This window comes from Rhizobium favelukesii (genome assembly GCF_000577275.2).
Taxonomy (GTDB): Bacteria; Pseudomonadota; Alphaproteobacteria; order Rhizobiales; family Rhizobiaceae; genus Rhizobium; species Rhizobium favelukesii.
The window spans coordinates 222,525-236,036 of record NZ_HG916854.1; the positions used below are offsets into that span (position 1 = coordinate 222,525).

Here is a 13,512-nt window from a genome sequence, read left to right on the forward strand (position 1 = left end):
CGTTCTATTTCAGCTGGAAACCCAGTCTGCGCGCTGCAGCAGCAAGTACGTGCCGGCCCTTCAACGCTTCGAGCGTACCGATGCGGTGGCTGACCTGATCTGTCCAGTCGACTGATGGCATGGCTTGTTCGGCCTGGAAGCTTCTGAGCACCTTGTTATAGGCGGCAAGATCCTGGGTGCGTCTTTCCTTGGTATATTGCTCGCGGTACAGGACAGTCGATTGCGGTAGCCGCGGCTTGACTGCGGCGGGCTGGGCCGGATCGTGAAAGCCTACCGTCAAGCCGAAGACTGGGAAGACCCCGTGGGGTAATGCAAGCTCGCGCGCGACGCCTTCCGGGTCGTTGCGGATGGCACCGATGTAGCAGGTTCCAAGGCCCAATGATTCAAGCGCAACGACGGCGTTCTGGGCGGCAAGTGCGGCGTCGATCACGCCAAGCAGAAAGCTCTCGATGTAGTCGAGCCCATCGGCGGTCGATCCGCCGTCTTCAGCGATCTCGCGAGGCCGGGCAAGGTCGGCCAGCCAGACGAGGAGAAGCGGTGCCTGCGCAATCTGGCGCTGATTTCCGGCAATAGCGTTAAGCCGGCTTCGGCGTTCGGTATCTTCTACGGCCACCACGCTCCACGCCTGCAGATTGGACGAACTCGGCGCCGACTGGGCCGCGGCAACGGCAAGCTCCACTGCCATGTGCGGAACCGGTTTTGGCAGATAGCTGCGTACGCTGCAATGGGAGAGAATGGTCTCCAGGGTCTCGTTCCAATCGCCCCCAAGCTGCTGCGCGTTTCGGTAGCGCTCGGCGGCAAGTGCCGCCAGCCGATCAGCGTCGTCAGCCTTTGTCGCAAGGGTTGGCGTCATGGCAATGTCCTTTTGTCGTCTGTCATTCTGCTGCCGCAGCATAGGGATTGTCCGGACGGGCAAGACCGAGATGATCGCGCAGTGTCCGACCGCTATATTGGTGCCTGAAGAGCCCGCGTCGACGCAGGATCGGAACCACCTCGTCGACAAAGACATCAAGCCCATGGGGCAACACGTCCGGCATCAGATTGAAGCCGTCCGCCGCACCAGCGGTAAACCAGGTTTCGATGTCATCGGCGATATCCTTCGGCGTGCCGACAATCGTACGGTGCCCGGTGCCACCGTTGAGCGCACGGATCAAACCTTGAACCGTCAATCCCTCTCGCCGTGCGAGCGCCACGGTTGCGCGGAAGAATGTGTGACCGCCTTCGGCCGGCAGCGGTATGTCACCTGGCAACGGAGCGTCGAGTTCGAGCCTCCGGCGATCGACCTGCAGCACACCTGCCAGCCGCGCAAGACTGTATTCAAGAGGGATCAGGTCGCGCAACTCGTCCTGGCGGCGCTTGGCTTCTGCCTCAGTGCTTCCGATGATCGTGGCCAGGCCCGCCAGCACCAGGATACTGTTGTCTGGACGGCCATAGAGGGTAGCGCGCCGGCGAAGATCTCGCACATAATCCAGCGACTCCTCGAAGGATTGCGAAGCGGAGAAGACGGCTTCGGCATGCTCGGCGGCAAGCTCCCGCCCATCATCTGAGCCGCCTGCCTGGACGATAACCGGGTGACCTTGAGGCGGGCGGGGAATGTTGTGCGGTCCATGAACTGAGAAGTGCTTTCCGCTGTGGGCGATCGGATGGACCCGACCGGCATCGACGAAGCGGCCTGTCGTGGCGTCGCCGATGAAGGCCTCTTCCTCCCAACTGTCCCAGAGCGCCTTGACCACGGCTGCGAATTCACTGGCGCGCTCATAGCGGCTTGCGTGGGCCACAGGCTTTTCAAGGCCGAAGTTTCGGCTTTGCGCCAGGTCTGCGCTGGTGACCATGTTCCAGCCGGCGCGCCCGTTGCTGGCGTGATCGAGCGTCGCGAAACGCCGGGCGATGTTGTACGGCTCGTTATAGGTCGTCGAGGCGGTGGCGATCAGACCTATCCGCTCCGTGTTGGCCGCGACCATGGCCAGAACGATGGTCGGTTCAAGTGACGTCAACGGTCTGAAATCAACCCGGTCGGAGATCGCCGCCTGGTCGGCAAGGAAAACCGCGTCGAAGGTACCGCGTTCGGCAATCTGGGCGACCCTGACGTAGTGGTTGACGTCGAAGGACGCTCGCGGATCGCTGCCTTCCATTCGCCACGCCGCGGGCGAGAAGCCGGAATGGAGGATATTGATATTGAGATGGAGCTGTCGTCCGCTCATTGGAAGATACCAGGCTCTGGATAGTCGCCGGTCAAAAACCAGGCGCCGACATTGCGGGTCTTGTATTCAGCAGGATTGTGGAGAGTGTGGATACGCACGTTGCGCCAAAAACGGTCGAACCCAAGGGGTCGTACAGCCGACCGGGCACCCATCACCTCGAAGATCTCGCTGGTGACTTCGAGCGCTACCTTGCCCGCCAGCACGTTGGCACAAGCAACCGCGATCGCCGTTGCGCCGCGCTCTTGCGCTGTCAATGCGGCGCCCTTGGCGTAGGCGGAATCCATGGCCGATGCCGCCCTATCCGCCAATGCGGTTGCAGCCTGCACCTTTGTCCATAATTCGCCGTATTGCCGCTTGATCCAGGGATCGTCTGAATGGCGTTCGACACCGGAATAGATCCATGGGCGCGACGTCGTGACCGTGTATTCGCGCGCTGCGATCAGGGCACCCTGCGCGCTGCCGACGAAGACGTTGAGAAGAACGCTCTGCTGTTGCTGGGGTATGAGAAGCGCGCTCGGATCCTTCGGGCGTTCTAAGAGGATCTCGTCATCCCTGACTGTTACGTCCTTGTAGAAGACGCGGCCGCTACCCGTCTGACGCTGGCCGATGCCGTCCCAGTCGTCGGCAATGGTAATGCCGGCCCGGTTGGCAGGAATATAGGCGACGTTTCGCGCGTTCGTCTTCTCGTCTTCCCAGGCGACCATCAGATAGTCGGCGACATGGGAGCCGGAGGCGAATGGCCGATCGCCATTAAGCAGGACGCCACCTTCGACCTTTCTGCCAAAGAGGCTTTTGGAAAAGCTATTCGTGGTGTTGCCCCAGAACCAGCGACCCTCAGCCGACCGTCGCAGGATCGCGGCGGATCGTTCGTCGCTCCCGCTCGTCACGGCGTTCTGGATCGGACTGAAATGATATCCGAACAGATGAGCGAGCGAACCGTCGACCTTGGCGAATTCGCGCACGATGCGCAGCGCCGTCGAATAGGGTTGCCCCTCACCGCCAAACTCTGTGGGAATGAGCAGATTGACGAGATCGCTTTCCTTGAGACGCCGGATCTCATCGCTCGGGCGCCCGCCCTGTTGATCCCGCTCGGCGGCGTCGAGCGCAAAGATCTCTCTCAGTTCGATTGCCTTGGCAAGGTAGGGATTGGTCTGGTCCTGTTCGAAAAGAGCGGGTGGCAGAGCTGGTTCGAAGCTCGTGGGCTTTACGGTCATCGTCTTTCCTCCGTCAGTCGTGAAGTCGTGGAAAACCGTGCCGCTCGGCAAGCAGCTCGAGAATGCGACCGGTCTTGGTGACGAAACGCTTGCCTTTCCAATCGGCAGCATCGGGCGGCGCGTTGGCGGAGAGAACCAGCACCGGCAAAGACTGGTTCTCTTCGCCCAGCGCCTCGATCACGCGCGTTCGCGGACGAGGGAAGGGGACTCTCTCCACGTCGATCCGGGATGCAAGCTCGGGGAAGCTTGCAAGCAACCCTTCGATCGCATTGCAGTAAGGGCAGACGAACGTCTGGCCAGGTCGCTTCGGGGCCGAGAAGCCGGGTGCGATGAGAAACAGTTTGTCGCGGCTCATTGTTGTTCTCCTATTCAGCCGCGACTGCGCCGCCGTTGGCAGCAAGGCGGTTCTCGGGACGTTTGAGGCCCAGGTTTTCCCGCAGCGTGGCCCCCTCGTATTCGTGGCGGAAGAGACCGCGACGCCGTAGCTCCGGCACGACGAGTTCGATGAAATCGGCAAGTCCCCCCGGCATGATCGGCGCCATAATGTTAAACCCGTCGGCGCCGTAGTTCTCGAAGCGCTCTTCCAAGGCATCGGCGATCTCGTTTGGCGTGCCGACGACCTGCCAGTGACCACGCGCGCCGGCGATGCGCAGATAGAGCTGACGGATCGAAAGGTTCTCGCGGCGGGCGAGGTCCAGAACGAGCGCCTGCCGGCTCTTGCCGGCATTTGTCGAAGGCGGATTTTCCGGCACCGGCCCGTCTAGCGGGAAGTCGCGAAGATCGACGCCGGAAAGCTGAGAAATCAGGTTGAGCCCGACCTCGGGCTGAATGAGCTCCTGAAGCGATTCGAACTTTTCCTGCGCTTCCGATTGCGTGCGACCAACGGTCGGGAAAATACCCGGCAGGATCTTCAGATCCTCGTGCGATCGACCGTATTTCGCGAGCCTTGCCTTCACGTCGGCGTAAAAGCCGGTGGCTTCCTCCAAGGTGATCTGGGCAGCAAAGATGGCTTCTGCTGTTCGGGCTGCAAGCTCCTTGCCGGGTTCGGAGGCACCCGCCTGGACGACGACAGGTCGCCCCTGCGGCGAGCGGGGAATGTTGAGCGGGCCACGGATCTTGAAGTGCCGGCCGCTGTGATTGAGGCGATGCAGCTTGGCTGGATCGAAATAGCGGCCGCTTTGGCGGTCGCGCAGGAAGGCGTCGTCTTCCCAGCTGTCCCAAAGGCCGAGCACGACATCTGCAAATTCCTCGGCCCGCTCATAGCGATCGGAGTGAAGGATCTGCGTCTCGTGGCCGAAATTGTAGGCCGCATCCGGATCCGAGGATGTCACGAGGTTCCAGCCGGCCCGGCCGCCGCTTAGTCGGTCGAGTGAGGAAAATTGCCGAGCAAGATTATAGGGGTCGGAGTAGCTGGTGGAGGCGGTGGCGATCAGGCCGATGTTGCGGGTAACCGACGACAGCGCCGAGAGCAGAGTGACCGGCTCGAAGGGATAGACACCGTTATGGGCATTGCGGCTTGCCGCTTCGACGTCCTTGATGCGTGCGGCAACACCATCTGCGAAGAAGATCGTGTCGAACTTCGCAGCCTCGGCAAGCCTTGCCAGTTCCAGATAGTGTTCAAACTCGGTGCCGACCGATGCCTTCGGGTGGCGCCATGCGGCGACATGGTGGCCGGTAAAGAGCAGGAAAGCGCCGAGCTTGATCTTATCCTTGCGTCTCGCCACTGCTGTTCCTTTCAGCGATAGATCGCCGGCACGGGAAATTCGCCCGTCAGCAGCCAGGTGCCGACGGTGCGTTTCTTGTACTCGGCGGGATTGTGGAGCGTATGGGTCCTGACATTGCGCCAAAACCGATCGAAGCCGTTGGCATTGGTGGCCGAGCGCGCGCCCATCAGCTCGAAAACCTCGCTCGAGACGGCAAGGCCGACTTCGCCGGCATAGACGTTGGCGGTTGCAATATCGATTGCAGCTGCGCCACGGTCGGCGAGGCTCAGCGAGGGACCCTGGGCGTAAGCCACGTCGAGACTGCGAGCCGCCTTGTCCGCGAGTTCCGTTGCCGCCAAGGTGCGGATATAGAGATCGCCGTACTGCCGCTTGATCCATGGATCGTCGACATGGCGTTCTACGCCTGAATGGATCCAAGGCCGCGAACTCCTCGTCGTATAGGCGCGACCCTCCTCCAGCATGCCCTGGGCGCTGCCGATGAAGACATTGAGCAGAACACTCTGCTGGAGGAGTGACGTGAGCGAGGAATAGGGCGTCAGCGGTACATCAGGCGAGCTGATCAGCTCGTCGTCATGAACCTGAAGATTGACGAAACGCACCGTACCGCTTCCGGTCTGCCTCTGGCCAATGCCATCCCAATCGTTTTCGATGACAATGCCTTCGCGATCGGCAGGCACGGCAGCGGTCAGCCGAGCGCCCTCGGCATTCTCCCAGGAGATCTGAATGTAGTCGGCGACATGCGAGCCCGAGGAGAATGGCCGGCTGCCATTGATGACCCAGCCCATTGCCGTCTTTTCACCCGATGATGTCCTCGACATGGCGTTTCCGGAATTGCTCCAGACCCAATTGCCCGCCGCGGAACCCATCAGCCATTTTTCCTTCTGGGCGGCCGAACCGCGAAACAGGATGAGGTTGAGCGGCAGATGGTGATAGCCGAAAAGATGGGCGAGCGAGCCGTCCGTCTTGGCGAACTCCCTGACGATCCGCAGGATCGTCAACCACGATGCACCCTGGCCGCCATATTCCCTAGCGATCTGCGCGGAGGGAAGAGAGCTTTCCTTCAAGAGCCTGATCTGCTCGACAGGTCTACCGCCCTGCTTGTCTCTCTCGACGGCATCGAGATGAAATGCTTTGCGAAGCTCAGTAGCCTTCGCCAAGAGTGGGTCATCAACGTCTGTTTCGAACGGCATACTGCCTCCCGGATGTCGGAGCAGGGATGTGCCCCTACCTTCGGCACCAACGGTTGGCCGGCTGACTGCTCAAGTCCAGAAATATCTGATTGATTTTACGGAAAGAAATTCTTTTCGGAGTTTGCAAAACGCCATTCTCGCCATGGACAAGATCGCCGTGGTTTGCGCGACAGCAGAACGTCGTCATTCGAAACGCGGCGTTGCCGATTGCAAAAATCCTGCTTCGTCGAGCTAAATAGAATACTATTTCTATAGATAATACTTTGTGCTGTTAGCCTATCGTCTTCCTGACGACGGAGGCTGATATGAGTACCGCGCAACGACAGCTCAAACTTGGCGCCTTCCTGTATCCGACAGGCCATCATGTGGCTGCCTGGCGGCATCCGGAGGCACAAGCGGATGCCGGTTCCAACATCGCTCACTATATCGAGCTTGCGCAACTCGCCGAAGCGGCAAAATTCGATCTCATCTTCATGGCGGACGGCGTCGGCACTCGCGGTACCGACATCGACGCTCTGAGCAGGACCGCGGTACGCTACGTGGCGCAGTTCGAGCCGATTACGCTACTCTCGGCTCTCGCCACGGTGACAAAAGACATAGGCTTCGTCGCCACAGCGTCCACCTCCTACAACGAGCCCTACCATATCGCCCGGAAATTTGCCTCGCTCGACCACATCAGCGGCGGACGCGCGGGCTGGAATCTGGTTACCTCCTCCAGCGAGCACGAGGCGCATAACTTCGGCCGTGATGAACACTATGCGCATGCGGAGCGATACGAGCGCGCGCCACACCTGCCGGTCGGACTGCGAGACTTTGTTGAACTGGTGCTGCCCGAACTGCGGCGGCGTGGTCTGTTTCGCACTGAATACCAGGGCAGGACCCTGCGAGAGAATCTCGGGCTCAGCGTACCTCAACATCCGGCGCGCCTTCAGGCCGCGGCAGAGTAGGGGCACAAAATGAACCGGCCCCATCTTACAGTCGAGCATATCACCCGGCAGTTCCAAATCGACGGCGAGCCGCTTGTCGCACTTGACGATATCAACCTCGATATTGCCGAAGGCGAGTTCGTGACGATCGTCGGCGCCAGCGGTTGCGGAAAGTCGACGTTGCTGCGTCTTTTCGCCGGTCTGGATGTCGCGACATCGGGCACCATTCGCCATGCGGGCGAGGCAGTCAACGAGCCTAGCCTCGATCGCGGCATCGTCTTTCAGGAACCGCGCCTCTTTCCCTGGCTCACGGTCGAGAAGAATGTCTCCCTTGGCCTTTTGAACAGCAGACTGCCAAAGGCGCAAAAGTCGGAACTCGTGCGCGACCATCTGGAGCTGGTCGGGCTTTCCCGCTTTGCCAATGTCTACCCGTACCAGCTGTCGGGCGGCATGGCGCAGCGCGCCGGTATCGCCCGTGGCCTCGTCAGTCGGCCAAACGTCCTGTTGCTCGACGAGCCCTTCGGCGCGCTCGACGCCATCACCAAGGCGCATCTGCAGGACGAGCTGGAGGAGATCTGGGCCAAGGAAAACATCACCATGGTGATGGTCACGCATGACGTCGAAGAGGCGGTCTATCTCGGGGACCGCGTCGTCGTGATGTCACCGCGCCCAGGCCGCATCCGTGAAATCATACCGGTCAGGCTGGCGCGTCCGCGCCGCCGCACATCCAGCGAGATTGCCAGTGCGCGCGATCGCGTCCTGAAAAGCCTTCATGCGACGGGCGAGAACACGCAGTCCCAGGCCAAGGGGTCGAAGCCATCCGATGACGGCGGTCGCACCGAACGCACGGTTGCTCTGGCGAGGTAAGCTTCACAAAACGGAGAGAAATCATGAAACGCGCATTTCTGTCACGACTGGCCGTCAGCCTCGCCCTGATGCTTGCCGCCGCGCCGGTCACGGGCCAGGCGGAGGAGCCGCTGGTTATTCATGTCGGCTATGCCGCCATCGGCGTCGACAATCGGCCTTATGCGGAAGGCACCTCTGCCGCGACCGCACGGGCCGGTGAATTTCTGGAAAAGGAATTCGCCAATGATCGGAACGTTAAGATCGAGTGGACCTTCTTCAAGGGCGCTGGCCCTGCCGTCAATGAAGGCTTTGCCAATGACCAGCTCGACTTCGCCTATCAGGGCGATCTTCCTTCGCTGATCGGCCGCGCCAACGGTCTGAAGACGAAGTATCTCCTTGCGAGCGGCGCGCGAAAGCCGCTCTATCTCGCCGTGGCGAAAGCCTCCGGCATCAAGTCGATCGAGGATCTGAAGGGTCGCAAGATTGCCCTCCAACGCGGCACGAACGGTCATCTCGCCGCCATCAAGGTTCTCGAGGCGCACGGCTTGAAGGAGCGCGACGTTCAGGTCGTCAACCTCGACAGTGCCGGCACGGTTGCTGCATTAACCAGCAAAGACATCGATGCGGCCTTCGGCGACACGCAGTTGATCAACCTTGCCGCCAAGGGTGCCGCCGACGTCATCTACACGACGAAGGGTGACGATCCGCGCTTTGGTCGCAATGCGGGTATCATCGGCCGGGAGGCATTTATCGATGCCCATCCGGAGATTACCCAGCGGGTCGTCGATGCGTTCGTCAAGGCGGCGCAATGGTCGTCCGATGAGCCCAATCGCGCAGCCCTTCTCGAACTGTGGCACAAGTCCGGAACGCCGGTTCCGATCCTCGAGGAATACTTCAAGGGCGATGCGCTTGCCTATCGCAATTCGCCGTTGATCGATGAGCTCCTCGTCTCGCAGTACAAGGAGCAGGGCGAAAAGAGCAAGGAATTCGGGCTCATCCGCCGCGATGTCGACCTCGAAGGCTGGTTCGAGCCACGTTACCTGAACAGCGCGATCGAGCGCTTCGGCCTGCTGCACTTCTGGCAGGCTTACGGCGCCGACGGCAAGCCGGTCGCCTCGTAAACCAGGACCGGAGTAGCAGGCTAATGGCAACCTATCTTGAACGTTCTGGCCATGACGGCATCAAGGACTGGCCGAGATATCTCAGGGGACTGCTCTTTTCGCTCTTAGCCTTGCTTCTTCCCGTACTGCTGATCTCAGTCTGGTGGCTTGCCTGCGCAAGGGGGTGGCTGCCAGAGCAGATCCTTCCGGCACCCGCCTATGTGCTGCAGACGGGCCGCGATATGATTGCGAGCGGTGAACTGCTCTATCACGCCGCAGTCAGCTTGCGGCGCGTGATCTTCGGTTTTGCGATCGGTGCGGTGTTCGGTCTGGCGCTTGGCATCGCCATGGGGCTGTCGCAACGCGCCGAAGACTATATCAAACCGCTCTTCCTCGCCTTTGCGCAGATCCCGACGCTTGGGTGGATTCCGCTCCTCATGCTGCTGGTCGGTATCGAGGAGACGCTGAAGATCATCATCATCGCCAAGGGGGCGCTCGTCCCGATTGCGCTCAACACCTTCTCGGGTATCCGCAACGTTCCCGGCAAGTATATTGAAGTCGGAAAGGCGCTGCGTTTCAGCCGCTGGCAGACGCTTCGGCTGATCGTTCTGCCCGCTGCCGTTCCGTCGATCTTCACCGGAATCCGCTACGGCCTCACGCACGCATGGACATCGCTCGTCGGCGTCGAGTTGCTGGCATCGTCCGAAGGGCTTGGATACCTGCTCGTCTGGGGCCGGCAGATGTTCTGGCTGGATACCGTGATCGTCGCGATGATTGTGATCGGGCTCATCGGCTTTGCGATGGACAAAGGACTGAGTGGCGCCGAGGTCTTCATTCAGCGCTGGAAGAAAGAGGGGCTTTAAACGATGGCCGCCACATCAACGGATACCGTCCGCCTCCGGCGGGACCTCACGCTTCCATTTCTTCTTCTCGTCGCATGGGAAGCTTCCAGCCGCTTGGGGCTCGTGGATCCACGCTTTTTGCCATCCATCGAGGATGTCATTTCGACGGCCAAGCGCGAGATCATCGACAATGGTCTGACGGGACAGCTCGGATCGAGCCTGTTGCGCAATCTTGCCGGCTTCCTGATCGGCTGCGTTTTCGGCGTCAGCTTCGCTACGCTGGTCGCCGTTACCCGAACGGGGGATCGGCTGATCATGCCGACCTTCAACGGCCTCAAACAAATTTCCCTGCTGGCGTGGATTCCGCTGATCTCGGTATGGTTCGGTTTTGGTGAGCAGGCGAAGGTCGTGTTTGTTGCGCTCGCTGCCTTCATCCCCATCGCTCTCAACACCTATGACGGCATCAAGGGCGCGCCAGCCGATCTGGTCGAGGTCGGCCGTTCGCTGCGGTTCAGCCCGTGGCAGCGCATCACCAGAATCTACCTGCCCTCGGCCCTGCCGGCGATCGCAACCGGCATTCACCTCGGCCTGATATACTCGTGGTTGGCAACGGTTGGCGCGGAATACTTCCTCGCGGTGGGCCCAGGCATCGGCGGCCTTGTGATTGCCGGGCGCGAGCGTTTCGATATGGCATTGGTGATGGTTGGCGTGATCATTCTCGGCCTCGTCGGGTTTGCACTCAACAGGCTGGCTGGCGCGGCCGAAGCAAGGCTCCTGCGCTGGCGCAGTTGAGAGCAGCGAATTTCAAGCTTCCCAACCGAACGTCGTTTCTCTTGTCCACGAATGTGGCGCTTCGGGTTTCGAGCCGACGGGCAATGGCGAGGGCTGTTCGGGCAGGGACGAGGGTACAAGGCTGCGCGAGCCTCGGCGGCCTGCCACGGCCGGACAACAGGTTTCTCGCTGGTTTTTGATCCGTACCGCGCGAACCGGCCCACCGACCATCGCGCCCTACGATACGGTTTTTGCCAATCCTTTTGCGGGGTTTGCCGCTGCATACGATATTTCTTCGTTTCCCTTTTTGCTTCGCCGGCGCAATCGTCCTGCTCGGTGCGAAGCTGCCGGAGCATGCGCATTCTCGCAATCTCGTCAGCGGGACGAAAAATCTTCTGCGCGCAGTTATTCTTTCCCATGCGAGAAGAAACTTTGACTTCGTGTTTCGGCACGCGAGACGGATGCTTCTGTCGAGGACCATTTCGGAACCAAGAGGAGCCTTCGCGTGTCCATCAACCGTCGTAGTTTCAATCAGTTAATTCTGCTTGCCGGCGCGGGTGCATTTCTTCCGTCGATCTCCTTCGGGCAGGGCGCCGCGCCAGCTTCCGGCGGCACCTTGAATTGGATCTACCGCGTGGATCCGGGCAACGCATTGCTTGCGATCAACACGTCGTCGGGAACCGGCCAGGCCATCGGTCCGAAGATCGTCGAGGGGCTCCTGACCTTTGACTTCGACGTCAAGCCGCAGCCACTCTTGGCAACCGACTGGGCCGTCTCTGAAGACAATCTGCGCTACACGTTCAAGCTCCGTAAGGGTGTCAAATGGCATGACGGAGCCGACTTCACCTCCGCCGACGTTGCCTTTTCGATCCTGCGGCTGAAGGAGGCTCATCCGCGCGGTCGCATCACCTACCAGAATGTCGTCGAAGTCCAGACACCTGATCCGCTTACCGCCATCATCGTACTATCCAAGCCCGCACCCTTCCTGCTAGCGGCACAATCGAGTTCGGAATCGCCGATCGTTCCGAAGCATATCTTCGAGAGGCTCGCACCGGGCGATGGCCAAACCCTGCAGACCACGATCGGCACCGGGCCCTTCAAGCTGACGGAATGGGTGCCCGGCAGCCATCTGATCTTCGAGCGAAACACGGACTACTGGGATGCCGGAAAGCCCTATCTCGATCGCATCATCCTGCGCGTGGTGACGGATCCGGCAGCGCGGTCTGCCGCCTTGGAGACGGGCGAGGCCGACATAGGCGACAATCCCGTGCCGCTCGCTGACCTCGACCGGTTGAAACAGGATCCCCATCTTGTCGTTGACACCACCACCTACGCCTATTCAGGTCCGCAGCAGCAGTTGTTCTTCAACTACGACAATCCGCTGTTCGCCAAGCGCGAGGTGCGGCTTGCCATCGCCAAGGCAATCAATCTGCAAGAGATCGTCGATGTTGCGCTTTACGGCTATGCGCAGGTTTCGCCGAGCCCCGTCAGTACGGCATTGCCGAAGTGGTACGATCCAAGCGTTGTGGCGCATCGGTTTGATCCCGTCGCTGCCGAAAAGCTCCTCGACGAGGCAGGCTATCCGCGCAAGTCGGACGGAAAGCGCTTCGATCTCCGGCTGACATACAATTCCTATCTGCCGCAAGGCTATGCCGATGTCCTGAAAAGCCAGTTGGAAAAGATCGGCATCGGCATCGAGATCAAAAAGTACGACCTCCCCACATTCTTGAAGACTGTCTACGCCGACAGGGCCTTCGACTTGGTGGTGGAGTCTCTCTCGAACACCTTCGATCCTTCCCTCGGCGTCCAGCGCGCCTATTGGAGCAAGAATTTTAAGATCGGCCTGCCGTTTTCGAATGCGAGCCACTACGCCAATGCTCAGGCAGACGCGCTGCTCGAGGCGGCTGCGATAGAGCCGGATGAGAATAAGCGATGGGAGACCTGGAGCAAATTCCAACATCTCATCCACGACGAAGTTGCTTCCGTCGACCTCGTTGCTGCTGGTGCGCAGATCGTTGCCAACAAGCGGGTGAAGAACTTCGTTACGGGATCGCAGGGGCTGAACTGGAGCTTCGGCGACCTGTGGATCGATCCGAACGCTTGAGATCAAGGATGGATAGAAAAGCGCCACATTGATCGATTGGCTGGGCGATGGGATTAAACTGGCGGCACTCGACATCGGGCCGGTTGAGGGGATCGGCTGTGCGTTACCGCTGTGTTTGCGACGCGCAACGGCGACGTTCGATTTCTTCAGGGATTCCAGACCGCGTATCGCTCGATCAAGCAGCGCGTGCCACTGCGACAAGCGCGGCCTCCACATCGGGGTTCCGCTCGCCCGTCGTCCGCTTCACTGTCGCGTATATGTTCTCCAGCTCCACATGGGGGATGCCATGAGTCTCGGCGAACTCAACGCTCGTGCCAGCTCCTCTGCGGAGATAACCCGCTTGTAAGGGGCATTGACCGTCCCGAGCACAAGTGCATGGACAGCCAAGGGGCTGTGATGAATTGAGCAGTGAAGATTGCTCAGGTCATTGCCGTGCGGCGAATATGGTTCAATCCCACATGGTTGTCATGGCGTGGTCCGGTTGACGCTGGGATGTCCGCCGCGGTGATGTGCTTAGCGCTTCCTCATCATATCACGAGTGCGGCCATCGCAGCGGTGGTGCCTTCTTCCGTCACGATTCCCCGCGCGTTGGAT

11 protein-coding genes and 1 pseudogene are annotated in these 13,512 nt (G+C 60.4%); 6 read left to right on the top strand and 6 right to left on the bottom strand.

Features of this window, described 5'->3' with window-relative positions; genetic code table 11:
* Positions 1–4: 4 nt before the first annotated feature.
* From LPU83_RS61060 to LPU83_RS61085, 6 genes are read right to left on the bottom strand one after another with little or no spacing between them, the layout of a single operon-like run.
* Positions 5–853 carry an NADPH-dependent oxidoreductase gene (locus LPU83_RS61060; RefSeq protein WP_024315069.1) on the bottom strand — a complete coding sequence of 283 codons (849 nt, stop codon included), beginning with the start codon at positions 851–853 and terminating at the stop codon, positions 5–7.
* A gap of 22 nt (positions 854–875) precedes the next feature.
* Positions 876–2,201, bottom strand: coding sequence for an LLM class flavin-dependent oxidoreductase (locus LPU83_RS61065; protein ID WP_040680798.1), 1,326 nt, complete (start codon positions 2,199–2,201; stop codon positions 876–878).
* Positions 2,198–3,415 carry an acyl-CoA dehydrogenase family protein gene (locus LPU83_RS61070; protein WP_024315071.1) on the bottom strand — a complete coding sequence of 406 codons (1,218 nt, stop codon included), beginning with the start codon at positions 3,413–3,415 and terminating at the stop codon, positions 2,198–2,200. Before LPU83_RS61070 ends, LPU83_RS61065 begins: the two co-directional genes overlap by 4 nt.
* 13 nt (positions 3,416–3,428) lie before the next feature.
* Complete coding sequence (locus LPU83_RS61075; protein WP_024315072.1) at positions 3,429–3,770, bottom strand: DUF3088 domain-containing protein; 342 nt, start codon at positions 3,768–3,770, stop codon at positions 3,429–3,431.
* Between the two features lie 10 nt (positions 3,771–3,780).
* Complete coding sequence (locus tag LPU83_RS61080) at positions 3,781–5,139, bottom strand: LLM class flavin-dependent oxidoreductase (protein WP_024315073.1); 1,359 nt, start codon at positions 5,137–5,139, stop codon at positions 3,781–3,783.
* A gap of 11 nt (positions 5,140–5,150) precedes the next feature.
* Positions 5,151–6,329, bottom strand: a complete 1,179-nt coding sequence (locus LPU83_RS61085) for an acyl-CoA dehydrogenase family protein (protein ID WP_024315074.1) — start codon at positions 6,327–6,329, stop codon at positions 5,151–5,153.
* A gap of 305 nt (positions 6,330–6,634) precedes the next feature.
* On the opposite strand from LPU83_RS61085, the pseudogene LPU83_RS61090 reads away from it, so the two are divergent.
* From LPU83_RS61090 to LPU83_RS61115, 6 genes and pseudogenes are all read left to right on the top strand, one after another.
* A pseudogene (locus LPU83_RS61090) lies at positions 6,635–7,192 on the top strand (LLM class flavin-dependent oxidoreductase); the annotation flags it as partial.
* A 93-nt stretch (positions 7,193–7,285) separates the two neighbouring features.
* Positions 7,286–8,122 (top strand): ABC transporter ATP-binding protein, encoded by an 837-nt coding sequence (locus LPU83_RS61095; protein ID WP_024315076.1) that lies wholly within the window; start codon positions 7,286–7,288, stop codon positions 8,120–8,122.
* Between the two features lie 23 nt (positions 8,123–8,145).
* Entirely contained in the window at positions 8,146–9,222 is a 1,077-nt protein-coding gene (locus tag LPU83_RS61100; protein WP_024315077.1) for an ABC transporter substrate-binding protein, read from the top strand.
* Between the two features lie 23 nt (positions 9,223–9,245).
* Positions 9,246–10,064 carry an ABC transporter permease gene (locus tag LPU83_RS61105; protein WP_024315078.1) on the top strand — a complete coding sequence of 273 codons (819 nt, stop codon included), beginning with the start codon at positions 9,246–9,248 and terminating at the stop codon, positions 10,062–10,064.
* Positions 10,065–10,067: 3 nt separating this feature from the next.
* Positions 10,068–10,835, top strand: a complete 768-nt coding sequence (locus LPU83_RS61110; protein WP_024315079.1) for an ABC transporter permease — start codon at positions 10,068–10,070, stop codon at positions 10,833–10,835.
* A 484-nt stretch (positions 10,836–11,319) separates the two neighbouring features.
* Complete coding sequence (locus LPU83_RS61115) at positions 11,320–12,918, top strand: ABC transporter substrate-binding protein (RefSeq protein WP_024315080.1); 1,599 nt, start codon at positions 11,320–11,322, stop codon at positions 12,916–12,918.
* Positions 12,919–13,512: the final 594 nt, after the last annotated feature.

Coding starts and splice junctions, on each gene's coding strand:
- LPU83_RS61060 (WP_024315069.1), bottom strand. CDS start 853: ATGACGCCAACCCTTGCGACAAAGGCTGACGACGCTGATCGGCTGGCG.
- LPU83_RS61065 (WP_040680798.1), bottom strand. CDS start 2,201: ATGAGCGGACGACAGCTCCATCTCAATATCAATATCCTCCATTCCGGC.
- LPU83_RS61070 (WP_024315071.1), bottom strand. CDS start 3,415: ATGACCGTAAAGCCCACGAGCTTCGAACCAGCTCTGCCACCCGCTCTT.
- LPU83_RS61075 (WP_024315072.1), bottom strand. CDS start 3,770: ATGAGCCGCGACAAACTGTTTCTCATCGCACCCGGCTTCTCGGCCCCG.
- LPU83_RS61085 (WP_024315074.1), bottom strand. CDS start 6,329: ATGCCGTTCGAAACAGACGTTGATGACCCACTCTTGGCGAAGGCTACT.
- LPU83_RS61095 (WP_024315076.1), top strand. CDS start 7,286: ATGAACCGGCCCCATCTTACAGTCGAGCATATCACCCGGCAGTTCCAA.
- LPU83_RS61100 (WP_024315077.1), top strand. CDS start 8,146: ATGAAACGCGCATTTCTGTCACGACTGGCCGTCAGCCTCGCCCTGATG.
- LPU83_RS61105 (WP_024315078.1), top strand. CDS start 9,246: ATGGCAACCTATCTTGAACGTTCTGGCCATGACGGCATCAAGGACTGG.
- LPU83_RS61110 (WP_024315079.1), top strand. CDS start 10,068: ATGGCCGCCACATCAACGGATACCGTCCGCCTCCGGCGGGACCTCACG.